A 24,560-nucleotide genomic window follows, 5' to 3' on the forward strand; every position below is an offset into this window, starting at 1 on the left:
TACTTGAATATTATTTGGTAAGTTTTAACGCGTATTGGGCTAAAGGTTTAACAATAGCACCAACAGCTTGGGCTTCTTTATTTGACGCATTGCCATCTTCAGCTCGTTTTGCCACACCTTGGGCAATAGCGCCTAAGCGGAAAAAACTAAAGGCTAGGTAGAAATTCCAATTATCGATTTTTTCGATACCCACCAATTTGCAATAAGCGTCTACATATTCTTGCTCTTCTGGGATCCCTAGGGGGACTCTCTCAATACCGCCTAATCCAGTCGCTTTGCCGACGTTTTCGGGCAAACGTAATTGCATACATTGGTACGCTAAATCAGCATAAGGATGACCTAAAGTAGATAACTCCCAATCCAATACAGCTAAGATTTTCGGCTCTGTTGGATGGAACATTAAGTTATCCATACGATAATCACCGTGCACCAAAGACACTTTGCCATCATCTTCTGGCAAATGTTTTTCTAGCCAAGCGATTAACTGATCCATTTCAGGGATATCTTGGGTTTCTGACAACTTGTATTGTTTGCTCCAACGGCTAAATTGGCGTTCGTAATAGTTGCCAGGTTTACCGTAATCACTCAAACCTACTTTTTCGATATCCACACTATGCAGCGCAGCCAATACTTCCACCATTTCTTGATACATTTGGCTGCGTATAGTGTTGCTTGCAATTTCTGGTAATGCGCTATCCCAAAACACCCGTCCTTCGACATATTCCATAATATAAAACATGCTGCCAATTAAGGATGTGTCTTCACATAGATGATAAACCTTCGCCACGGGTACTGTTGAGTGTTCAAGTGCAGCCAATACTTTATATTCACGATCAACGGCATGGGCAGACTTCAGTAACTTACCCGGTGGTTGGCGTCGCAACACATAAGACTGATTGGCCGTCATTAACTTAAAAGTGGGGTTTGATTGTCCACCAGCAAATTTAGTTGCCGTGACTGGCCCTTCAAAACCCGCCACATGTTGGGTTAAGTAGTCAGCCAAAAGCTGCTCGTCTAATTGATCAACTGAGCCTTTATCGGTCATATCATTTTCCTTTTTATAAAAATCATATTAGGCATTTTTATCTTTTGTTAGATTACGGCCTAATTGCATCATATGTACTTCATCAGGTCCATCAGCTAAACGGATAGTGCGAGCATAAGCATAAGTGGCAGAAAGAATAAAGTCTTGGCTCGTTCCCGCAGCACCGTGCATTTGGATCGCCTGATCAATCACATTACATGCCATTTTGGGTGCCACAATTTTAATCGCAGCAATAATATTGCGACTGACTTTGTTGCCATATCTGTCCATGTTATCAGCTGCTTTTAGGGTTAATAAACGCGCCTGCTCAATATCACAATGCATTTGCGCAATACGTTCACGAATAGACTGTTGTTTACTTAAAGGTTGTCCAAATGCAATACGGGTTTCGACTCGTTCACACGCCAAGTCTAAGGCGCGCTGCGCGCAACCAATTAAACGCATACAATGATGTATTCTACCTGGCCCTAAACGGCCTTGCGCGATAGCAAAACCTTCTCCTTCGCCTACTAACAAGTTGGCAACCGGTACGCGCACATTATCAAAGGATATCTCTGCATGCCCAATAGGTTCATCATAGTGCCCCATAGCAGCCAAAGGACGCACAACTGTGACACCCTTAGTATCCAAAGGGACTAAAATCTGTGATTGTTGTGCGTGACGAGCGGCAGAGGGATCCGTTTTACCCATCACCACCATCACTTTACAATTGGCATTCATCGCGCCGCTGGTGTACCACTTAAGGCCGTTTATGACATATTCGTCGCCATCGCGCACAATAGACGTTTCAATGTTAGTGGCATCAGATGAAGCAACAGCAGGTTCGGTCATAGCAAAAGCTGAACGAATTTTGCCCTCTAACAACGGCACTAACCATTTTTTCTTATCCTCTTCAGAGCCATAACGTGCCAGCACTTCCATATTACCGGTGTCAGGAGCACTGCAGTTAAATACTTCTCCACTCCACATCACGCGGCCCATAAGTTCGCATAATGGCGCATATTCTAAATTACTTAATCCTGCACCATAAGGCAGGTATTCTTCTGGTAAGAACAGATTCCATAAACCTGCATCTTTAGCTTTTTGTTTAAGTGCATCCATCATAGGAGGCGAAGTCCAGCGCTGTGCATTATTGTGAACAGCATCAATATATTCCTGCTCAACAGGGTAAATATGCTCATCCATAAAGGCTTGTAGGCGGTCAATCAGTTTTTGTGATTTATCGGAGTAATCAAAATTCATGGTTATATTTCCTTTAGCTAAAGGTGATGGAGTCCAGTCTATCTGGGCTGTCTAAATGTGGGATATTATTAAAACTTGATAAACGTATATTGCTTTTGTTGAAGAAGAAATGACTAATGCTGGTGTTGCGGACTTGCATATTCAGCTCTATGACTTGGTTAGCATCCAGTCCTAATACTAAACTCATTAACATGGATATGGCTCCCCCTGAACTCACAATCAAAATAGGCTTATCGCTACCTTGCTGGCAAACTATCTGTAAAGCACGCTGGACTCTATTTTTAAAGTCTAGCCAGCTCTCATCTAGGGTATTTAATGGTAATAAGTCCTCAGACCATGCGTGCATCGCTAGTTTTAACAAACGGTAAAAATCAGCAGGTTTAGGTTTTTCAGGCAAACGACTTTGTGGGTTTAATGCCCGATAACTATCACCAATATTTTTGAAATCAAATTCATTAAAACCAATATCTACTGTCACAACAGGAAATTGACTTAAACCATCTAGAATACCTTGGGTGGTTTCTCTGTGGCGAACCATGTCTCCCATAAATACTTGAGAGAAACTGATATCTCTTGATCTGAAGTATTCTCCAAGCCATCGCGCCTGTTGGTGACCCAGTTCACTTAACTTGTCGTAATTTTTTGCTCCAAATGAAGCTTGTCCATGACGGACTAAATAGATTTCAGACACTTATTCACCGTTAATTTCACCGTTAATTTTTAACTCAATCGATAGTATTCTTAATAGATCTATAAGTTGAATTTATTATTTTAATTAAATTACATTTAGTAAATTTATATCACTAACCCTATTTCTAAACAATCTGCTCGCAATCAACACATCCCTTAAGCGGTAAATGTTAAGTCTCACCCCAAAATTCCACTTATATTGATAAATAAACATTGACAATATCAACATTAAACACGGTAAATAATTGAGCCTTTAAACAGTATTCAGATACTTCACAAGCCTCATATATACTGAATAGTGTAAATTTTAAGGTAAAAATGTGAAGCATTATGCATAAAAGTATTTTTAATTAACAATTTACAAACCAAACATTTACTTTTAATAATAATTTTTGATAAAGTACAGGTCTGATGAGTGAGTCTTTTGAGCTTAAATACTGCTAAAAGATTCATTTTCACCCTTTTTAAGCTAAAAAATCCGAAATAGACTAGCTCTGCTAGCATAAAGAGAACACATAATGAAACAGTCGCTCCCAACACGTTTTAAACCTTCTACCCTATCAAGTATTGTTGCTTTATCACTTACACTTAGTAGCTCCATGGCTTTTGCTCAAGAAACTGAACAAGAAGGCCGTTTAGAAACCATCACTGTTACCGCACAAAAAAGAGCACAGAATCTTCAAGAAGTGCCAGTATCAGTCACCGCTTTTACCGGTGATGAAATGGCCGAAGCCGTTATTAAAGACATGTACGATTTACAAACAAACGTACCAGGTTTGGGAGCGTTTCAAAGTCAAAGTGCTACCAACTCCAGTTTTTCTATTCGTGGCGTAGGTACTTCATCACAAAACTTTGGGCTTGAATCTTCTGTGGGTTTATATGTAGACGGTGTATATCGTGCTCGTCAAAATTCAATGATCAATAACTTGGTCGATGTTGCGGCAGTAGAAGTACTCCGAGGCCCACAAGGTACGTTGTTTGGTAAAAACACCCCATCAGGTGCGATCCTTGTAAGCACAGTTAAGCCGAGTCATGACGGTGGTGACGGTTTTGTTGAAGCCACAGTCGGTAACTATGGTTTGGTCAACCTATCAGGAGCCATGTCTTTCTCAGCGATTGAAGATGTACTTGCATTTCGCGCAACCGCTTTCAGTAGTGAAAGAGATGGCACCATCAGTGATGTAAATTTGGGTGAAGATACACTTAATGACAGAAATCGTTGGGGTGGCCGCTTGCAAGCGCTTTATACACCTAATGATGACGTATCTATCAGAGTCATCGCAGATTATTCAGAAATAGATGAAATCTGTTGTGGTGCACCGGTTCAGTTAAGTAACTTTGAAGCTTTAGAAATCCCTGGAAAGTTTGGCTCAGATGCAGCATTACCTAGTCTAGGCGGTACAGTTTTCGCTGGCGGCGATGCGTTTTACGATAGAGAAGTAGCCGTTTCGTTTTTGCCGGTGTCAACCATGACAGACAGAGGGTTGTCTGCAGAACTTAACTGGGATATTGATGACAACTATACTTTTGTTTCAATCTCAGCGTATCGTAATTTTGAATCTTTCGATAATATCGATGCGGATTTTACCGATGCAGATTTGTTCGGAACAATTAACGACTCTTCACAAGAATCATTTTCACAAGAAATCCGCCTAGATTATACTGGCGACAAAGTGAATTACATCTTAGGTGCCTACTACTTCACTCAAGAGTTAGATTTAGAATACAGTTTGTACACCGATACCTTGTTTAATCCGTTCTTTATGTCTTCTTTGGGCGGTGCGCTTGATCCTCTTTTTGCAGGACTAAATCAAATAAGTGCCTTAACAGGTGGATTTATTGCTCCATCAGCAGAGGCCGCACCAGCTGGCACTGGGTTCGATCACATTGCAGCGCAAGAACATGAGAGTTATGCACTTTTCGCACAATTTGATTATCAGTTTACTGATGAACTCACACTAACAGCTGGTATCCGCTACACAGATGAGACTAAGGACTTAGCCACAGAGTTTAGTGAAAACTTGCCAGGCGGCGCAGTGTTCCCGACTTTCTTCGCCTCAACGACTGAATTAGCGATTGGTGCTGGCGCAGCCGGCGCGGCACTGGGTAACATTGGCGCAGCATTGCTCTCTGGACAAGCTCCAACAGCAGCTGATTTAGAAGCTATTCGACCTTTTCAAACACTAGGTTGGGGCTTTAATGCATTAGGCGCAACAACTGCCGCTCGTCCTAATATTGTTGAATCAATAGAAGATGATCAGATTACAGGTACAGTTAAATTAAGCTGGCAGCCAAACCGAGATACTTTGGTCTATGGTTCATATGGTACAGGTTACAAATCTGGCGGTACTAATACAGACCGAATAGCAAATGGCTTTGCACCTTTGTTTGATGCTGAGACTTCAGAATCTTTCGAGCTAGGTATAAAAAAGGATTTTCGTGATTATGATTTACGTATCAATGCAGCCGCGCATTACACCACAGTTGAAGATTTCCAAGCGAATACCTTTACAGGTAATGGCTTTAACCTTCAAAACGCTGGTGATTATGAAATTTCTGGCTTTGAAGTGGAAGCAACTTGGCTACCCATGGATAGTCTTGAAGTGAATTTTGCTTGGGCATTTGTGGATGCACAGTATAAAACCTTTAAGGGTGGAAACTGTTGGGTAGCTTACACTTGGCATACAGGCATAGACGATCCAGGTCGTCAGAATCCAACTGATCAATTCTGTGATCGTTCAGGTGACAGACCTGGTGGCGAGCCAGAGAATTATGCAGTGATCAGTGTGAAGAAAGACTTCGAAATGGCCGATGGCGTTTACAGTTATGTTCAAGGTGACTTCAGCCACACCAGCGACATTATCCTAGACGGTAGTAACGACCCATACGCCGTCCAAGATAGTTACAACGTGGTTAACCTAAGATTCTTTATGAACTTTGAAGACTATGATATGGATGTGGTTGTTTGGGCGCGTAACTTACTTGACGAAGAGTACATCAACCGTACTAACTTCAACGCCCCACTACAAACTGGTAAATTAAATGCGTATATGTCTGAACCTGCTACTTATGGTGTGACAGTTAAGAAACGTTTTTAATTCATACTGTTTTAGTTAGACAGTTTTAAGCCGGCATATGCCGGCTTTTTTATTGCCTATAAAAATCTAATTGTCAAAACACATTATGCACCACTTCGTTTACTACCAATCTCGCTTCACACCAATACAAATAAATAACGCAAGATTTTTTCGCAAACAGCACTTTCAACTCACATTTATAACTAAGAGCGATATTATTTGAATACAGGTATTAAATTAACAAATTAACAACGCCGGTAACAATTCATTAACTTTTAACGTACTCTGGTAAAGTTGCAGGTCTAATGAGTGAATTTTTTTGGCTTCAAAGCTGTTCGGAAATTCACTGTTTGTCATTTGTTTAGTAAGAAAGCCAAATAAGAGAAAACGTCAATGAATAAAAATGCGATCAATAATTTCCCTCGGGCAAACAAAATCTTTAAAAAAACACTCTTAGTTTCAGCCATTTTAGGTGCATTTAGTGCCAATAACCTTCAAGCCCAAGAAGCCGCTGGAGCAGACGCAGAGCAAGAATTCGAACGTATATTCGTTACAGCATCAAAACGAACGACAGGTTTACAAGAAACCCCTGTAGCCATTCAGGTAGTGTCTGGCAAGGCTATTAAACAAGCCAATATTGCGGATATAAATGACTTACAGATTTTGGTGCCTACACTTCGTGTCACACCATTAGAACGCTCTAGTAACGTTAACTTTTCTCTTCGTGGTTTTGGTAACGGAGCAAACAATACGGGCATTGAACCATCAGTAGGTATCTTTATCGATGGTGTATACCGCTCTCGCGCTGGTGGCGCCATTGGCAATTTACCAAGAGTGTCGCAAATTGAAGTACTCAGTGGCCCACAAAGCACCTTGTTTGGTAAAAATGCCTCTGCGGGTGTCATTAGTGTGCGTACTTTAGAGCCGTCTTATGACTTGGAAGGCAAAGTAGAAGTCGGTATTGGTAACTATAATAACCAGTTGGTAAAAGGTTACGTCACTAACGGTATCACAGATAACCTAGCCTACAGCTTATCTGGTGCCATTAACACACGTGATGGGTTTACCGAGAGTATTAGTAATGTTGAGGGGATCAAGGACCTCAATGACAAAGATAGATGGAACTTGCGTGGCCAAATGTTGTATGAACCAACCGAAGATGTGAAGGTTCGTTTTATTGCAGACTACAGCGAAATCAATGAGATTTGCTGTACCGTAGCGGCTGCTATTAATGGCCCAACTACTGGAATTTCTCAAGCATTAGGTGGCATAGTGCTGGATGACGCAGACCCCTTTGCTTTTCAATCAGCTCTTAATACTAGCCCTACCAATGATGTAGAAGATGGCGGTGTGTCTGTGCAGGTTGATGTGGATTTTGAAGATTTTTCCTTCACCTCTATTACTGCCTACCGGACTAACGAAGTGCTTACCGGCGCTGATGAGCCACATGATGTGGATTATAACTCTTCAGATGTCTTAAGTCTTTCAACTGATCTCAACATAGAAACAACGACTCAGGAATTCCGCCTGACTTCCACAGGCGAGCGCACGCTCGACTGGATGGTAGGCGGATTTTTCTTTACTGAAGAAGTTGAGTTTAGTGATAGCTTAAGTTTTGGTGAAGATGCAAGAGGTTTTATTGACTTTTTAATTGGTGGCCCTGGTACATTTAGCGGTGTAGAGGCTGCAATGGGTTTGCCTGACGGTTTTTCTTATTCTGCAGGTTCGCTGATTAATACCAATTTTACCCAAGATAACGATGCTTATTCAATATTTGGTAACTTTGATTACCATATGTCGGATGCATTAACCGCTACCCTTGGCATCGCGTACACTCATGATGAAAAAGAAGTCACTATCGCGCAACCCCTTAACCAGGCGTTATTTTCATCATTGCCATTACCTCCCGCTCCACACCCTCTGAGTGGCTTAAAAGCTGTGCAGTTTTTACCACCTAACCTAGATTTACCCAATTCAGTTGAAGACAACTCAACCACTGACAGTAAAACAACCTACTCTGTACGATTGGCCTATACATTAAATAAAAATGTCAATTTCTTTGCCACAGTTGCCACCGGGTTTAAAGCGACCTCATGGAATTTATCTCGTGATTCTCGCCCTTTCCCTAGTGATGAAGCTGCATTGGTTGCTGCTGGAATCACTCAGCCAAATCAAAGTTACGGCACCCGCTATGCTTCTCCTGAATTAGCAACGGTATATGAGCTAGGCATGAAGACACGCTTTAAAAAAGGCGGGCTGAATGTGACCATATTTGACCAAACCATTGAAGGCTTTCAATCCAGCACCTTTATTGGTAGCGGTTTTGTGTTAGCCAATGCGGGAGAGCAAACTACCAAAGGGATTGAGTTTGATTCTGTTTATCGTCCTTCTGATGAATGGACCTTGACCTTAGCAGGTACTTTCCTTGACCCAGTATACGATTCATTTGTAGGTGCATCAGCTGTAGGTGGCGGACAAATTGATTTATCAGGTACTAAGCCCGCTGGCATTCATGAACAAAGCATCACCGCGGGTATTGTTTACAACTACGAGTTGGACAACGGTATGTACGGTTATGTGCGCACCGATTACATCTACGAAAGCGAGGTTGCACTTGTGTCGAACGTGCCAGACTCTTTGACACGTGAAGTCAGTACCTTTAACGCAAGTGCCGGTCTGAACTTCGAAAACGGCGTAGCGTTACAACTTTACGTACGTAATCTCACTAACGACGAATATTTCTTATCAGGTTTCCCACCTCCAACGCAAACAGGAAGCTTTTCTGTCTATCCTAATCAACCACGCACCTTTGGTATTAACGTATCGTATGAGTTTTACTAAACAGTAAACATCAAAATTGAAGCCGGCAATTGCCGGCTTTTTGTTACCTGAAATAAGTAAAAGTGATCCATAAGACCACTTCAACAACTAAGCATTATGTAAGTGAGCTAGCTCGCTAATTAAACCCAAAGACATCCAAAAAGTTATGGCCTCGTGCAATAAGGTACAACATCATGAAAAAATTAATCAACATTAATATGCTCATTACCATCATATTACTGTCAGTCACGTCAGTTAGTACCAATGCAACAGAATGTCCAGATTTACTCAAGTTTGTAAAACGTAAACTTAACTCACAAGACACAGTGAATATGTGTGAAGCCTATCAAGGTAAAACGATTTTATTTGTGAATACGGCTAGTTACTGTGGTTTTACTCCGCAGTTTGAAGGTCTAGAGACTCTATATAGCAAATACCAAGATAAGGGTTTTGTGGTACTGGGGTTCCCGTCGCATGATTTTAATCAAGAAGATAAAAGTGAAGTCAAAACAGGGCAAATTTGCCGCTTAACCTACGGGGTTAAATTTCCCATGTTTGAGGCGATGTCAGTCAAAGGTGAAGATGTTGATCCTCTTTATAGGATGTTAGCGAATAAATCGGGTCAAGCGCCGAAGTGGAACTTTTTCAAGTACCTAATGGATAAAAATGGCAATGTTGTTAATGCATATGCTTCTGCTGTAAAACCTACAGATGCAACCTTAGTGAAAGATATCGAGATGGCGCTGCAATTATAAACAATCGATCATAATGCATACGTCTAAATGTGCTATCACCACTGCAAACGCTATTATTTAAATCCCCCTACACCATAAAATGCCAAGGTACATGTGTAGGGCTGCCTGTAGTTTTAGCCTAGCCTTAGTCTTGTTCTTGTTACATTACTTCGCTGCTACCTATCCAATCAATAGACAGCGAAAAATAGAATAATGTATAGTCTAGGGTGCATGCATCCCACAGTCGTCATTTCCTCCCTACATAGCACCAAAAAGCCAAATCTGGATATAATTAACCTTAGCTCTGGATAAGCCATACCGTCCAGCACCACTATTATCGCGCCTATGTTCGTTGAACTTGCTCACAATAGCGCGCTGTTCCCTCACAAGCTCGCCTCGATAAACGCAATAATAGCAGCACTGGATGTGTTCAATGTCTTCGTAATGCAACTACAACTTTCTAACATACTGTTCGTCGGTCCAGAAAATCACATTTTTAACTAAGTGATTGTACTTTATCTTCCAAGGTCACCGTTTGGGCATCCACTCGGTCAATGATTTTAATGATCGTGGTTTGCACTGTCTCATCCTGACGAATGTCCGTTTCGCTGTTAAAGGTTTCCAGCATAGGTTCGGCATTTTCTTGTTCAATAAAACCCACCTCTACCTTTGTAGCTAAGGCTTCACTGGGGCCGAAGTATTGAATGCTGATCATCGGATACCCATGAAATCCACGTTTAACCCGCTTACTGATGCGTTTTTGCGACTTGTCTAAGTTCATATTTTATCCACCGATTTTTATTAATAATAACTGATTTAAGACTAACAGTGTTACACGCAACGCTATAATTTACCTGCTCATAGAACACATGAAAAAGATTAACAATAGGTATTTTTACTCATTAATGAATATCCATAATTAACTTATAATACTTTCTACGAATATTTAAAATAGTTGCTACTTTAAAGGCCTCAATAAAAATGTTGGATGCTTCACCCAACTCATCAGTTATTGACAACCTCAAATTTCATACTCATATACAAGATGAAGTAGAAGCAATTGCGGGTGTAGGGTCATGGGAATTCAAACTAGCCACTAAGCAACTCAGTTGGAGTAAAGAAACCTACAAACTACATGGACTAACATTTGAACAGAACATAACATCTTGTCTCAGCAGGCGTTGACAATACGGCTTATTTGGCAAGCCTTATTAACAATTTAAACGATGCAATTCTTACTATTGATGAGGTGGGTGTCATTTTATCTGCCAACGATACGGTTGAAAAAATATTTCAATACAAACCCGCAGAACTGATAAATAAAAATATATCCATGCTCATGCCTGAGCCATACAGAACAATGCATCACAAATATTTATCAGCTTATCTACAAACCGGAAAAGCAAAAATAATTGGTATAGGAAGGGAGTTGCCTGCCATTAGACGTAATGAAACCCAGTTTCCCATGGAGTTGTCGTTGTCTGAAGTCACCCGAAATGGTAAGCGAATTTTTATTGGTATCATTAGAGATATTTCTGAGCGTAAAGACGCTGCAACTCAGATATACCAGTTAGCTTATTATGACCAGATAACACAGTTACCTAACCGGCAATTATTTGAGAAGGAACTCCTTAAGCTAATTTCAAAGTCAAATATAACCGATAGTTCTATGTACATCTCAATGATAGACATTGATCGTTTCAGTCAAATAAATTTAACCTTTAGCAAAGCAGCTGGCGATTATGTATTAAACATGATATCGCAACGCATTAATGCCATTTTACCTGAGCATATTAAGTTATACCGCAATACAGCAGATACATTTTTTTTGTTGAATCACTCACCCATTTTAAAATTGCCACTACAAAACCCAGTTAGTTTTGAACAACTTCAGCTGAAAATTCAACAAACATTGGCTGACAAGTTAGCAATTAATGAACAATATTATTCACTAACTGTCAGCATTGCCTCGGTGTTAGTTGATTCAGTTCATTTATCCAGTCCTAAATTGATAAGCCTCTTAGAACATGTGATCAGCGATATCAAAAACAAAGGAGGGAACAAAGCTCAAATTGTGGGTGAGAATGAGCTGATCAGTTTTAACCGCAAAGCGGAAATCGAATCAGAAATGAAACGGGGCATAAAACATCAAGAATTTTATATTCAACTTCAGCCCCAGTTTAATGCCCAACAGCAAATTGTGGCATCAGAAGTATTATTACGCTGGCGCTCGCAAAAATTTGGACAAGTAGGACCTGATGAATTTATTCCCATCGCCGAAAACAGCGCATTAATTTTGCAATTAGGCCAGTTTGTAATTAAACAGGCCTGTAAAACAATCGCTGAGCAAAAAGCATTGGGAAATACTTGCAGATTGTCTGTGAATATCAGTACAAAGCAGCTCGCACAAACTAACTTTTGTGCTGATTTAATTAATGTCGTCAACGAATGGCAAATTGAACCATGTCAACTGATGTTAGAGATCACAGAAACCACATTAATCAGTGATATAGAATTAATTAAGCAACGCATGTATGAACTTTCAAATGATGGCTTTCTGTTTTCAATCGACGATTTTGGTACTGGATACAGCAGTTTAAGTTATCTAAAAGAACTGCCTATTAACGAACTCAAGATAGATCGCTATTTTATTAACGAAATCACATCATCGGTTGAAAATGTGCCTATTGTGAATGCCGTAATACAAATCGCTCAAGCATTAAATGTCACCACTGTGGCCGAGGGAATTGAAACAAAACAACAGTTTGATTATTTGATAACCAAAGGTTGCAACTTAATTCAGGGGTATTACTTGAGTAAACCTTTGGATATGGATGACTGGTTGGTTTTGCAGGACCCTGTTGTACTGACAGGATCCACTTGAAAATGACTCGCGGATTTCAGTTTCTAGTGCGACACATTGAATTTTGAAGGCCTGTGGGCGAAGCTAACGGTTGTTGAGTTAAAAATCTATATTACCCATGACGTAGCGTAATCAGTTAACGTATAATAAATATAATTATGTTTGTTTAAGATGCCGTTATGACTGTTGAAACGTTTACCCCCAATAAAACCACCACCTTAGAAACCCCCATTAAAATATTAGAGGCCGACTCGCCTGTACAAAAAACCCAAGGCACTAGAATTGGCTTTGTGAGCCTGGGTTGCCCTAAAAATTTAGTGGACTCAGAGCGGATTTTGACGCAGTTGCGTACTGAAGGTTACGACGTAGTGCCTACTTATAACGATTCTGATTTAGTGATTGTCAACACTTGTGGCTTTATTGATTCGGCAGTGCAGGAGTCATTGGATACCATTGGCGAAGCACTAGCCGAAAATGGCAAAGTGATAGTCACGGGGTGTTTAGGTATTAAAGAAGATGAAATACGTGAGGTACACCCGAATGTGTTGGCGATTACTGGCCCCCATGCTTATGAAGAAGTAGTGAATCAAGTTCACCAACATTTACCTCAGCCTGAACATAACCCCTATTTGAATTTAGTACCGGATATTGGCGTCAAACTCACGCCCCGTCACTATGCCTATTTAAAAATATCCGAAGGCTGTAATCACAGATGTACCTTTTGTATTATTCCTTCTATGCGTGGTGATTTAGTGAGTCGCCCTATTGGTAGCATTTTAGACGAAGCACAACGTTTGAAAAATGCGGGGGTTAAAGAGTTATTGGTGATTTCTCAAGATACCAGTGCTTATGGTGTAGATGTAAAAAACAAAACCGACTTTTGGGATGGCATGCCGGTGAAAACCGATATGAAATCACTCTGTGAAAAACTCGGCGAAATGGGTATTTGGGTGCGTTTACATTATGTGTATCCCTACCCTTCGGTGGATAAAATTATGCCATTGATGGCAGAAGGTAAAATTTTGCCTTATTTGGATATTCCTTTCCAACATGCCAGCCCACGTATTTTAAAACTGATGAAACGCCCTGCGGCGGCTGAACGCACTATGGAGCGTATCAAAGCATGGCGTGATGTATGCCCAAATATTATTATTCGCTCGACCTTTATTGTGGGTTTCCCAGGTGAAACCGAAGAAGACTTCCAAATGTTGTTAGACTTTTTAGATGAAGCCCAACTTGACCGTGTGGGTTGTTTTAAATATTCAGATGTAGACGGCGCTAAAGCCAATGACTTGCCAGATCCGCTAAGCGAAGACATCAAGCAAGAGCGTTATGACCGTTTTATGCAAAAACAATCAGAAATTAGCACCGCGAAATTACAAGCTAAAATCGGCTTAGAATATCAAGTGATTATTGACGAAGTCACACCAGAAGGCGCAGTGGGTCGTTGTTACGCCGATGCCCCTGAAATTGATGGTAACGTGCATTTAACCGATGAATTTGATGTAGAGCCAGGTGACATTATCTGGGCGCAAATCATTCACAGCGACGAATACGATTTATGGGCTGTAAAAGTGGATGATGAAGACGATGTTGAAACCGCTGAATTAACCTAAAAGGACTGAACTATGTCATCATCCGTTACCGACCTGGCCGAAGTTATCCAAATCGTGGTGGCACCTGTCTTTATGTTGACTGGCATAGCAGGATTTTTAAATGTCATGTCGGGGCGGTTAGGACGGATTGTTGATAGAGCACGTATAATGGAACGCCGTGTAAATACCATTAAAAACCCAGAGTTTTTAGAACAGTCAGAAAATGAATTAAAAAACATATGGCGCAGGATCAAACTGATTAATCGCTCAATTGGCTTATGTACCGCCTCAGCGTTATTTGTCTGCGCTGTTGTGGTGTTGTTGTTTGTGGGTGATTTGTTGCTGTTTGATTTGAGTAAATTGATAGTGACAATGTTTATCATAGCACTGGTTTTATTGATATTTGCCTTACTGACTTTTTTAAAAGAAGTGCAGTTAGCCACTAGAACGTTACAGATGGGTAAAGAGAAAATATTCGACGACTGAGCTTATACCCATTGCATTTCACGCAACAAAAACAAGCCTAGTGTTGAGGTAACAATCGACATCAAAGTACTACCTGCGATAATCGCGGCTGTTAAATGATAATCGCCGCCAATACTTCTGACCATTGGATAGGCTGCAGCTGCGGTGGGTGCGGCGGTCATCATAAAGAGTACCCCAAGTTCCTCGCCTCTTAGTCCAAAATAAAATCCCAATGCCGTGGCCACAACAGGGATAAACACAATTTTACTGCTTATTGCCCAATACAAAATGCCTGAAGAGCGAAACTCTTGCCAACGAATGGTGGCTCCTACACATAATAATGCCAAGGGTAAGGTCATTTTTGCTAAGTAATTGCCAGTGTCTAATACTAATTTAGGCACTTGAATAGGTAACAAAGCCACTAGTATCGCCAGCGTAATAGCAATGGCTAACGGGTTAGTTAAAACACTGAAAGTGACCTCTTTAACACTCGGTGTTTTTTCTTGATGGTAATACAAGGTCAAGATAGAAAAGATGTTTAATGGTACCACTAAGACAGCTAAATACATCGAAGCGATAGCTAAGGCTGAGTCACCAAAGGCATTAACTGACAAGGCCAAACCTATGATAGCCACATTGCCTCTGCACGCCCCTTGCACAAAAGCGCCTCTAGCCAATTTGTTAGATATTCCGTAAGCCAATAAATGAAAGATTAAAAATGCACAGGTCATCACAATGCCTGCAAACACTATTAACAAGGTAGGAAAATGGTCGGTCAAATTGGTGGTAGCGATATTAACAAACAATAAACAGGGTAACGTTAAGTTAAATACTAATTCTGAGCCTGTTTTTGCAAACTCTTCTGTTATCCAACCTAACCGTTTTAACAAAATCCCTAAGCCAATAATTAAGCTAATAGGTAAAGTCACATCTAAAGCATAAACTAATGATTCAAACATACAATTTTGCCCTATTAGCATGTGATAAAGTAATGTTAATCATCTCTTACTTGTTTGTTTTGCTTACCCTCAATACTAAATTGATAGTAAATATCAATTGCTGTACTTACACCACCACTTACCGCTTCTAAATAAAGCTTGGGTAATAATTCATAACGTATTGCCACTTCTGAAATAGAATCAAATACCCCCACGCCGTAACGTAATTGTACACCGGGAGCTATAGTGCCAGTTAACGATAACTGGGTACTTTCGCCCTGCCCAGATGTATCTAAATTCACATCTTCAAAGCCTAATTTATTGCCTACTTTACTGATCAGGTTTTCACTTTGGCCTAAGCCCAGCGACAATAAAGCATTTCTTAACATGACATCTTGGCTATCGCCGCTGGTACCGCCTAAACCTCTTCCGGTTAAGATATAAGATAAGGTCTGTTGTTGTTCCATAGTCGGTTCAGAAAATACACTGATAGTGGGGCTTTGTGCAACACCCTCGACTTTTATACCTGCAACCACACCATCTTCAGTTAAGTCAGGATCTCTGACTGCTTCGATATTCAAAAATGGTCGGTCAAGAGAGCTAGTAAATAAGATATCTCCTTCACGAATAATCAGGTTTTGCCCGTAAGCCTTGTAGCGGCCATTAACCAGTTGCACTTCGCCGCTACCAAATATTTCACTTTTATTATTTTGTAAACGTAATTGGCCCTGCAAGTCGGTGGTTAGACCAAAAGCATCTAATTTGACTTCGTTATTGCGTAAAGGATCGACTTTTAATAACACATTCAATGCAAGCCTTTGTTGAGATGCCTCTTGTTCAGCCTGTTTTTCCACTAAAATCACATCTTTTGATGGCGATATTGAACCTTTAGGCAATTCACGTACTTTAATACGTGCATAGGGAATAGTCAGCTCCCCTTTAATCTCTAAGTTATTCGGCTCAAAATTAAGCTGAATATCTGGGCTGACTTTTGCTTTGATCATACTTTGATAATCAAATTCTAGATCGTCACCCACTACATGCAAACTCCCCTTAAGAGTTGGCAACCAAATAAGCTCGCCACTCATTTTACCTTGACCTTTGCCTAGTTTATAACTGCCTGCAAAATCAGCACTTTGCCCTTTTAAGATAATACTTTGTTCAATATCGCTAAGAGCGACTGGCAAGGCTTCATCTTTTAATGCCCCCTTAGCCAGTTTTAATTCACCGGTTAACAAAGGGCTGCCCAAAGTCCCGTCAATTTGTGCTTGGCCATTAATACCGCCTTGTAATACATCAAGCTGTGGAGCTAGTGCTTTAAATGCGGCTAAATCAAAGCGCTCAATCAGTAACTCGCCTTTTATAGGTCTAGTCAGTGGATCGCTGTATACCCCAGACTGCCCTTCTAGACTGGCACTTAAAGTGCCAAATTTGCTACCCGACAAATTAAGATTTGCTAAGATATTTTGTTGGGTTATTTGAGCTGTCACTACCACTTCATCTACAGCCAGTTGCAGATTATTTTGTTCGCTAAAGGTCCAATTTCCAGCACTGAGACTGGCTTTTAAGTTGGCGTGAGGTAATTGCTCTATATCCCAATCACCTGACATATCTATATTCAGGCGACTATTGGTTTGAATTTCAGGCATACCCGGCATCAAACGACGCATTACAGAAAGCACATCAAATTCTTTAAGAGAGATGTCCCAAATTGCAGTGTTTTGTTTAAATTCGGCTTGTTTAATACACAGCTCGTTCTCTGTATGTCGCCAGCAATGTGCAGCGATAATATATTGCTGCTTACCCCAATCGGCTTCAATTTTAAAAGGGTCAAGCAAAGTTAAATTGGCATAAGAAGATGTAATATCACCCGCTAACCAGTTACCTTGCCAAGAAGATTGCTTAAGCTGCCCTTGAATACTTAGACTCACACTAGTGGTTTGCCCAGTAGTGGTTAAATCTAATTGGTGATTACTGGCATCTCCGCTTAACAATATCAGGGCGCTATCGACTTGGTTATTCACCCCTTGAATACCCGTTAGATTGAGGTTTAAATCAACTGGCTTTTGCTCGTTCCACTTAATATTTCCTTTGCCCTTAGCTTGCTCGATAAAGATATTAGAGACCAATAAGTCACTGCCCGATAGCTCATAACTCACTTCAGGTTGTTCAACATTGCCCTTTAGATTTCCAACTAAACTTAATGCGCCACTAAGTTGAGGAAGACTATTAGACAAATCGGCCACATCCAGTGCAAAGTTAATATTAAGCGCTTGTTGATTAGACACATCACCGTCTAATAACAAACTATTATCAGCATTTCTTATGTTCAATGCCCGTATTTGCAAACCGTTGTTTTGATGATAGTCAACAAGGCCAGAGGCACTTAATGGATACCCTTGCCATTGACCATTGATGTCTAATTGACTTAACTTAGCTTGCCAAAATCCTTGGTTATTATTGGCTTGGGTAGAGACTACACCATTGATATCTGCCGCCAGTTCAGGCCAAAAAACGCTTGGGTCAATATTATTTATAGTAGAGCGACCTTGCCATTCTATATAATCAGAAAAAGTCAGTTTTCCCTGACTCAATACTTGTCCACCTAAGGTTTCTATTAAAAACTCATTCAACTCAAAGCTTTTATTCTGCGCGGTTGATGCGGCGATAGCGCTAAGGTTTATCTTAGTTTCTGGTATATTGTTCCCAGCTAACAGGGTCTTAATAGACATTTTCAGTGCATTTAAATCACCATTAATGTCAATCACACCCGACTCGGATTTTATCTCAGGCTCTGACAAAGGCCATTTAAAATGACTCCAATCCAATCTCATTTTAACTGGCAAGGTGGCTTTTGAAGGCTGCGCAGTAAAATCTAATGCTAGCTTTAAAGGCTTGGTTTGAGCCGTCACGGTTTTTGATTTAGCCAATAAAGCCGTCTCAATTAATTCGACTTGGGTAGATAGAGAGGTAATATTGCCTGAAGAGCGCATGGTTAACTTTAATGGAGCTTGTTGCACCAACTTTGCACGGGCGTCTACAGAAAACGCATGCTCAAATTGACCATTTAACTGTACATTACCCTTGGCCAATACTTGCCCTAGATCATGCTCAACAAGCAATTCATCTAGTAGTACTTTCTTTTTACTACCTTTAGCCTTAAGGCTGACTCTTTTGAGTTTAATCAGCTCTTGTTCAGCCAGTTGTATATTTGCCGCAGACATATTAAATGCCAACACATCAAAATGAATTGGTAACACAATGGGTAGTGCAGTAATCGGCTGATACTGCCATTTAGTCCAATCAAAGGGTTCAGCCTGAGTGGCTAATTGTGGTTCTTGAGTGGCATAAGTGGTTAGATTAAACCCGTCCAATTGCATCTTCTCAACACGTAGACGCTGATAAAAATCAAGTTTAGCGGTTAATTTCTGCCAAGAGATGTCTGTGCTATCTTTCACCTTTAACGAAAATTTATTTAAGCTGATATTTTGGATGGAAACAGGGATAGGTAACGTTATGGCTACAGTGGCAGGTTCAGCAATAGGAGGTGGTTCTGCAGATAGATTTATTTGCACCAGCATTTTATCGGTACTGACAGAATCAATACACAGAGCTAACCGCCATACACAAGACAACTGAATTGAAAGGCGCAGATTGTCAATATCAACTTCTGTAGTTGGCTGCTTCCACTGCACCGACGTCATATGCAGTTCAGATCCCAGCCCGCCGCTGTGATAATCGATTGTTAACTCATCTACTAGACTATTCGCCGTTTTTATCAAGGCATTAGTGCCCCAAGGCGTTAGTGCAATACCTAGTAAAAGGCATATAACTAGCAATAACACTAGCCATAATTTGACTATTCCTATACCGATTTTGCTAAGTAAACTTTTAGGATTTTGTTGTTTTTTTACCGGTTGTTGTTCAGCAGAGACAGGGCTCATAATGCAGGCCCCATGGAAATATGGAAATAACGCGTTTCACCAAAATCACTCTTACCTTTGGCTAAATACAAGCGAACCGGTCCAATTGGAGAATTCCATATGGCGCCAAACCCAACACCGATAGCAGGATCTTTAAATAGATCATCACTGGCATTACCTGCATCCACAAAAGCCGCTGCCCGCCAATTTTCGGCAACGGGATAAGAATATTCAATACTCGCTACAGCTAGGTATTGGCCACCAGTCAGTTCCCGCTCGCCATCTGAGTCAAGTTCGAAAGGGGATAAGGTTTTGTAATCAAAGCCACGTATACTTTGATCACCACCAGTAAAAAATCGCAAACTGGAGGGTACTTGGTCAAAATCATTTGTGACAATACCGCCAAGCTCAGCACGCAATAAAAAGCGATGTAGATCGTAACTTCTGACCCACTTAGAGGCAGCCGTCACTCGAAACATATTGATATCTGACAACAGCGATTCTGAAGCGAATTCGGTTGTGAGGGTTTGTTTATCACCCCAAGTAATATCTAAACCGCCCTTGCTACGTAAGCGGCTCAAAGTTAAACCTGGTGTCAACAAGATAGTGGTTTGTTCTGGCTCTAATCCTTGAATAAAGGTTTCTTGCTCAAGCCTCAGAAAAGCCGAACGTTGCCAATTTGAATTCTCAACTGTCCAATGTCGAGTAGCGGATACAGACCACTTATGACTGCTGGTATCATTATCGTTTTGCGCTTGATACCCCGCCTGATAACTCAGATAGTTTTGGATCGCATCTTCCAAAGGCACTTTATAATCTACCGACACATATTGTTGAGGCGATGAAACATACACTTCTCCCCCAACTGAATGACCACTTTCATTGACCCATGGACGCTTCCATTTGCCAGTGAAACGTGGGCCATCAATATCCGTCGACACACCGAGACCCACATCAAAATTATCTCTTGGCTTATGAGTTAAAATAACTTCGATCGGTACGGCTGCATCAACGGCTTCTGCCACTAAAGGTCTAACAATTACATAGCGAAAGTATTGAGTTTGTTTAAGCCTTTGATTCAGAAGACCCAGTTGACTGGCTTGATATAAATCACCCGTTTTAAAAGGCGTTAAACTCTTTACTAACGTTTGCGACCGGGTATCATTTCCAAAGCGCAAGTCACCGAATTTGTAACGTATACCACTTTGAATATGGATCGTAATATCGGCAACATTTAGGGATTCAAATACCTTGATGTTACTTTGTTCAAATTCAAAATCAAAATACCCCCGTGACAAAGCTAAACTGCGTAGTTCATTTTTAGCGTTTTCGTAGACTGCATGTTCAAGAGGTTTGCCCTGTTTAAGTTTGAAGGAGCTAAGTAACGTGTGGATTTCTTTATCCTGCGCTCCCTCCCCCTCAATTTTGATTGATAATTGCCTAACAAGGGTTACTGGCCCTAACTCAATCTGCAGGCTCCAACTTTTGCTTTTGGTTAAATTATTCGACACCACATTTGGAGCAATAACCACAGTGGTTGCTTGGTAATAACCAAACACTTGAGTGGCTGCTGCCACTTTTAACAGTAAACTTTCTTGATATTGCCTAAATTGATAACCGGCACTAGGCATATCTAGGCTGTCGATATGCGCTCTGATATTTTTTAACACGCGCTCGTCTTCAATCCCTTTAATCTCGACTTCAGTTCCGTGTACTTCAAACAAAGCCAAAAACAACAGGAATAATAAAAATGGTGTTCTTAAAAAGAGGATAGAAAGGAACAAAACTTCTCGCTTTAAAGATAGAGCAACGTTTGAAATATCAACAGCCCTAAAGTTACAAAATAATTCGACTGGTATTCTACAATAGCCCCGCGCCAGTGTATTGCACAAAAACAGAATTTACACTTGGTTGCTCAGTCATGTTGAATTACTCTAGTATGATGTTTTGACTTTAAATTAAGTTCACATGTCTTCCCCGAAAAATCCCGATTTATTAGATAAACCAGTTTGTATTGTCACTGGAGGTAGTTTTGGCATAGGTCATGCCGTTTGTGAAAAGTTTAGCGATGAAGGTTACAGCGTGATAAATCTTGATATCCAAGCCAATCCAACACAATCAAAGGCGGTAGACTGGCTTAAATGTGACATATCAACCTCTTCAGAGGTGAGTCACTGCATCCAACACATTATTAAGCAATATGGCAGAGTTGACTGCCTCGTTTCAAACGCAGGCATACACTTCTCTGGAAACATCGAAGACACCAGTGAAGATGAGTTTGAACGAGTATTTGGTTTAAATGTAAAAGGTGCTATTGCTGCGACTAAAGCGGTGTTGCCACAAATGAAATTACAACAAAATGGGGTGATTTTATATATGGCCTCTGACCAAGCGCTAATTGCCAAACATAACTCGTTTGCCTACAACATGAGCAAAGCCGCACTGGCATCGATGGCTAAAACCACTGCCTTAGATTACGCTAAATATCAAATAAGAGCTAACGCTATCTGCCCTGGCACCATAGAAACACCGCTATACCACAAAGCCATCAATCGCTATGTAGCACAATCTGGGGCCAATATTGACCAAGTTCATGCTGAAGAAGCTGCGCTACAACCTATCGGCCGTTTAGGCCAAGCTAGTGAAGTGGCTGCTTTAACCTATTTTTTAGCCTCTGATGAGGCACGATTTATCACTGGCAGTTTGCAGGTGATTGATGGCGGTTATACGGCGCAATAGTGCGTCTATCGATATGACTGAGTCACACCACAAAATCATCGATCCGCATCTACACTTATTCAATTTAGAACAAGGCGATTACGCTTGGCTAAAACCTCATAACCCGCCTTTTTGGCCCGATAAACAAGTGATAAATAAAAGTTTTTTCGAAACAGATATATTACTTCAGTCACCAAATCAACTGGCAGGATTTGTACACATTGAAGCAGGCTTTGATAATCAGCAGCCTTGGAGAGAAATTGACTGGTTACAAAAATATTGCTCCCTTCCCTTCACATCTGTGGCCTTTGCCGATATCACTGCCACAACTTTCACTGAACATATCGATTTGTTGAAACAACGTAAATCAGTGGTAGGTATCCGGCATATACTCGATGAACAGGCTGCAGAAATACTTAGTTCTACTTTGATACAAGGGCATTTTTCATTGTTAGCAGAAATGGAATTTAGCTTTGATGCACAATTGTCACTGACAGACAGTCAAGCGGTTGAGCGATTAATTGCATTGGCAAACAAACATAAAGCAATGCGGATCATTATCAATCATGCAGGATGGGCACCAGCAGAAAACAATGTGTATGCACGAAAACAGTGGAAATTGAACCTGTCAAAAATCGCTAAGTGTGAAAACATAGCCATAAAATTATCAGGCTGGGAAATGTCGAGTCGTACCTGGAACCCTCAGCATAGCGCAACCGTGATACAAGATTGCCTAGCATTATTGGGTGAGACAAGAGTGATGTTAGCCAGTAACTTCCCCTTGTGTTTGTTCTCAATGTCATACACTGACTTATGGAATACTTACGCAGAACTGTCTGGAATAAGTGCCCAATGTTTTGAAAAAATCACTTTCAGTAATGCTAAAAGTTGGTACCGTTTACATTGAACAAAAACCTACATTTTCTCCAATCGTTCATTGATACATTCATAAGAACCCATCTCAAACTCTCGACAAATCCATGGTCTGTTTTCATAAATAGAACACATTAATGTATCTCGGTCTAAAGCGGAACACCAACCATCGTCTAAGCGCAGCATAGTTTCACTCCCATGTTCATCAACATCAATATGTTGACTAGGCACACCCGTATCTGAGATGAGCATCACTTCCAAACTACAACAACATGCCTTGCAGTTGGAACATGTCACTTCTGTGGGGGGGATATTTTTTACTTCAATCATACTAAACGTTCATGAATTAAATTATTGCTAGGATACGCTAGATAATAAACATTCTCGAGCTCACTGAATACTCTCTTTGAGTAAAACCTGCACTGGGTTACATACCGCGCTAGTTATCCCTTTAAAACTCAGTAATAATCACCACACCAGAATGACTAGAGTGCCTTTTTTGAATTACTTAAACCTTAGTGAAAATTCTTCTGCTTATATACAAAGTTCGTTGAAATCTGGCGTACTGACTATCATGATGAACAAGCCAAAGAAATTAAATGGCTGGACAACCGAAATGATGGAGGCCTTTGCGACGGCGTTTGAAAACGCCGCTAAAGATGAACCCACTAAAGCCGTGATTTTCACCGGAGCTGGGGATTATTATTCAGCAGGAGTCAATCTGGGTGGCACTTTAAAACTGATGGCACCTAAAAAACTGCATAAATTGATTGTTGAGCATAATCAAAAGTTGTTTGATCGATTTTTGACCTTTCCCAAACCTATATTAATCGCAATTAATGGTCCAGCCATTGGTGCCAGCGTGACTTCAGCCACTTTGTGCGACGCTATTATTGCTGTTGACACATCAACATTTTCTACACCTTTCGCCGCTCTGGGCATTTCACCAGAAGGTTGCTCGAGTGTTCAGTTTGTAACGCTGATGGGAGAACAAAATGCACAGCGTATGTTGGGAAATGAAGGCTGGAAGCCAAATGCTGAAGAAGCCCTCACTGTAGGTTTAGTCCAATGGGTTGTGCCAAAAGGTAAGCTACAAGCCGAGGCCCAAAAAGTTGCTCAGCAATGGGTGATTGATGGCCACAGCAGAAAAATTTTAGGTGGCAGAGAGTTATCAGAGTTACAGTTTGTTAATGCTCGCGAATCAATCGAGCTTGCTAACCGATTTTTAGGGGCTAATTTTTTAAGAGGCCAGTTCACTTTTCTTTGGCGAAAGAAGAAACACTTACAGTCTATGGTATTTTTGATACTTTGGTTGCTTCGACCCTTGTGGAAGCATTTTTTATGATAGAAATATTAGCTTTCAAAGCAACTCACGTCTTCGATTAGTTATCGTGAATATTCTTCTAATCCCTCTTTGACCTCGGTGATTAATGCCTGTTTTACTACTTATCCAGAGCTCAGGTTACTTTTTTGCTTGAATCTCTAGCCGTCACCTCGATTTAACCAAAGCAATGTTACCTGCAAACTTTCCACCAAACCCAGAATAATTAACACTGGGACTTATTCATTAACGATCC

17 protein-coding genes are annotated in these 24,560 nt (G+C 40.7%); 9 read left to right on the top strand and 8 right to left on the bottom strand.

Annotation, left to right across the window (positions count from 1 at the left end; genetic code table 11):
- Window positions 1-10 precede the first annotated feature (10 nt).
- The 3 genes from CXF95_RS21020 to CXF95_RS21030 are packed head-to-tail and all read right to left on the bottom strand — an operon-like array spanning window position 11 to window position 2,978.
- A complete protein-coding gene (locus tag CXF95_RS21020; protein WP_101200534.1) occupies window positions 11-1,045 on the bottom strand; it encodes a phosphotransferase in 1,035 nt (344 codons plus the stop codon).
- A gap of 27 nt (window positions 1,046-1,072) precedes the next feature.
- Window positions 1,073-2,287 (bottom strand): acyl-CoA dehydrogenase family protein, encoded by a 1,215-nt coding sequence (locus tag CXF95_RS21025; protein ID WP_101200535.1) that lies wholly within the window; start codon window positions 2,285-2,287, stop codon window positions 1,073-1,075.
- 13 nt (window positions 2,288-2,300) lie between these two features.
- Entirely contained in the window at window positions 2,301-2,978 is a 678-nt protein-coding gene (locus CXF95_RS21030) for a histidine phosphatase family protein (protein WP_101200536.1), read from the bottom strand.
- A 517-nt stretch (window positions 2,979-3,495) separates the two neighbouring features.
- Between CXF95_RS21030 and CXF95_RS21035 the strand changes: the two genes are divergently transcribed.
- The 3 genes from CXF95_RS21035 (at window position 3,496) to CXF95_RS21045 (ending at window position 9,629) form a co-directional block, all read left to right on the top strand.
- Window positions 3,496-6,075: a TonB-dependent receptor gene (locus tag CXF95_RS21035; RefSeq protein WP_101200537.1), complete on the top strand. Its 2,580-nt coding sequence runs from the start codon at window positions 3,496-3,498 to the stop codon at window positions 6,073-6,075.
- Window positions 6,076-6,447: 372 nt separating this feature from the next.
- Entirely contained in the window at window positions 6,448-8,895 is a 2,448-nt protein-coding gene (locus tag CXF95_RS21040; RefSeq protein ID WP_101200538.1) for a TonB-dependent receptor, read from the top strand.
- Window positions 8,896-9,068: 173 nt separating this feature from the next.
- On the top strand, window positions 9,069-9,629 hold the full coding sequence (locus CXF95_RS21045) for a glutathione peroxidase (protein ID WP_101200539.1): 561 nt from the start codon (window positions 9,069-9,071) through the stop codon (window positions 9,627-9,629).
- 475 nt (window positions 9,630-10,104) lie between these two features.
- Here CXF95_RS21045 and CXF95_RS21050 read toward each other — a convergent pair whose 3' ends face one another.
- A complete protein-coding gene (locus tag CXF95_RS21050; RefSeq protein WP_101200540.1) occupies window positions 10,105-10,389 on the bottom strand; it encodes a hypothetical protein in 285 nt (94 codons plus the stop codon).
- Between the two features lie 417 nt (window positions 10,390-10,806).
- On the opposite strand from CXF95_RS21050, the gene CXF95_RS21060 reads away from it, so the two are divergent.
- The 3 genes from CXF95_RS21060 (at window position 10,807) to CXF95_RS21070 (ending at window position 14,552) form a co-directional block, all read left to right on the top strand.
- Window positions 10,807-12,492, top strand: a complete 1,686-nt coding sequence (locus CXF95_RS21060; RefSeq protein ID WP_101200542.1) for an EAL domain-containing protein — start codon at window positions 10,807-10,809, stop codon at window positions 12,490-12,492.
- A 158-nt stretch (window positions 12,493-12,650) separates the two neighbouring features.
- A complete protein-coding gene (gene rimO, locus CXF95_RS21065) occupies window positions 12,651-14,087 on the top strand; it encodes a 30S ribosomal protein S12 methylthiotransferase RimO (RefSeq protein ID WP_101200543.1) in 1,437 nt (478 codons plus the stop codon).
- Between the two features lie 12 nt (window positions 14,088-14,099).
- Window positions 14,100-14,552: a DUF2721 domain-containing protein gene (locus tag CXF95_RS21070; protein WP_101200544.1), complete on the top strand. Its 453-nt coding sequence runs from the start codon at window positions 14,100-14,102 to the stop codon at window positions 14,550-14,552.
- 2 nt (window positions 14,553-14,554) lie between these two features.
- On the opposite strand, the gene CXF95_RS21075 is transcribed toward CXF95_RS21070, so the two are convergent.
- The 3 genes from CXF95_RS21075 to CXF95_RS21085 are packed head-to-tail and all read right to left on the bottom strand — an operon-like array spanning window position 14,555 to window position 21,176.
- A complete protein-coding gene (locus CXF95_RS21075; protein ID WP_101200545.1) occupies window positions 14,555-15,490 on the bottom strand; it encodes an AEC family transporter in 936 nt (311 codons plus the stop codon).
- Between the two features lie 35 nt (window positions 15,491-15,525).
- Window positions 15,526-19,413: a translocation/assembly module TamB domain-containing protein gene (locus CXF95_RS21080; protein ID WP_101200546.1), complete on the bottom strand. Its 3,888-nt coding sequence runs from the start codon at window positions 19,411-19,413 to the stop codon at window positions 15,526-15,528.
- On the bottom strand, window positions 19,410-21,176 hold the full coding sequence (locus tag CXF95_RS21085) for an autotransporter assembly complex family protein (RefSeq protein ID WP_101200547.1): 1,767 nt from the start codon (window positions 21,174-21,176) through the stop codon (window positions 19,410-19,412). The genes CXF95_RS21080 and CXF95_RS21085 overlap by 4 nt, the downstream gene beginning before the upstream one ends.
- 184 nt (window positions 21,177-21,360) lie before the next feature.
- Here CXF95_RS21085 and CXF95_RS21090 point away from each other — a divergent pair, with 184 nt between their 5' ends.
- Both CXF95_RS21090 and CXF95_RS21095 read left to right on the top strand, forming a co-directional pair.
- Window positions 21,361-22,131, top strand: a complete 771-nt coding sequence (locus tag CXF95_RS21090; RefSeq protein ID WP_101200548.1) for an SDR family NAD(P)-dependent oxidoreductase — start codon at window positions 21,361-21,363, stop codon at window positions 22,129-22,131.
- Window positions 22,109-23,017, top strand: coding sequence for an amidohydrolase (locus CXF95_RS21095; RefSeq protein WP_101200549.1), 909 nt, complete (start codon window positions 22,109-22,111; stop codon window positions 23,015-23,017). Before CXF95_RS21090 ends, CXF95_RS21095 begins: the two co-directional genes overlap by 23 nt.
- A gap of 8 nt (window positions 23,018-23,025) precedes the next feature.
- On the opposite strand, the gene CXF95_RS21100 is transcribed toward CXF95_RS21095, so the two are convergent.
- The gene (locus CXF95_RS21100) at window positions 23,026-23,313 is read right to left on the bottom strand and encodes a YkgJ family cysteine cluster protein (protein ID WP_101200550.1); all 288 of its coding nucleotides are present in this window, start codon (window positions 23,311-23,313) and stop codon (window positions 23,026-23,028) included.
- Window positions 23,314-23,473: 160 nt separating this feature from the next.
- Between CXF95_RS21100 and CXF95_RS21105 the strand changes: the two genes are divergently transcribed.
- Window positions 23,474-24,328, top strand: a complete 855-nt coding sequence (locus CXF95_RS21105; RefSeq protein ID WP_232787971.1) for an enoyl-CoA hydratase/isomerase family protein — start codon at window positions 23,474-23,476, stop codon at window positions 24,326-24,328.
- Window positions 24,329-24,560: the final 232 nt, after the last annotated feature.

This window comes from Paraglaciecola sp. MB-3u-78 (genome assembly GCF_002835935.1).
In the GTDB taxonomy this organism is placed as follows: Bacteria; Pseudomonadota; Gammaproteobacteria; order Enterobacterales; family Alteromonadaceae; genus Paraglaciecola.

Bases quoted from the DNA above. Each gene is read 5' to 3' on its own strand.
- CXF95_RS21080 (WP_101200546.1), bottom strand. From the start codon at position 19,413: ATGAGCCCTGTCTCTGCTGAACAACAACCGGTAAAAAAACAACAAAAT.
- CXF95_RS21025 (WP_101200535.1), bottom strand. From the start codon at position 2,287: ATGAATTTTGATTACTCCGATAAATCACAAAAACTGATTGACCGCCTA.
- CXF95_RS21020 (WP_101200534.1), bottom strand. From the start codon at position 1,045: ATGACCGATAAAGGCTCAGTTGATCAATTAGACGAGCAGCTTTTGGCT.
- CXF95_RS21070 (WP_101200544.1), top strand. From the start codon at position 14,100: ATGTCATCATCCGTTACCGACCTGGCCGAAGTTATCCAAATCGTGGTG.
- CXF95_RS21075 (WP_101200545.1), bottom strand. From the start codon at position 15,490: ATGTTTGAATCATTAGTTTATGCTTTAGATGTGACTTTACCTATTAGC.
- CXF95_RS21100 (WP_101200550.1), bottom strand. From the start codon at position 23,313: ATGATTGAAGTAAAAAATATCCCCCCCACAGAAGTGACATGTTCCAAC.
- CXF95_RS21090 (WP_101200548.1), top strand. From the start codon at position 21,361: ATGTCTTCCCCGAAAAATCCCGATTTATTAGATAAACCAGTTTGTATT.
- CXF95_RS21035 (WP_101200537.1), top strand. From the start codon at position 3,496: ATGAAACAGTCGCTCCCAACACGTTTTAAACCTTCTACCCTATCAAGT.
- rimO (WP_101200543.1), top strand. From the start codon at position 12,651: ATGACTGTTGAAACGTTTACCCCCAATAAAACCACCACCTTAGAAACC.
- CXF95_RS21045 (WP_101200539.1), top strand. From the start codon at position 9,069: ATGAAAAAATTAATCAACATTAATATGCTCATTACCATCATATTACTG.
- CXF95_RS21050 (WP_101200540.1), bottom strand. From the start codon at position 10,389: ATGAACTTAGACAAGTCGCAAAAACGCATCAGTAAGCGGGTTAAACGT.
- CXF95_RS21040 (WP_101200538.1), top strand. From the start codon at position 6,448: ATGAATAAAAATGCGATCAATAATTTCCCTCGGGCAAACAAAATCTTT.
- CXF95_RS21095 (WP_101200549.1), top strand. From the start codon at position 22,109: ATGGCGGTTATACGGCGCAATAGTGCGTCTATCGATATGACTGAGTCA.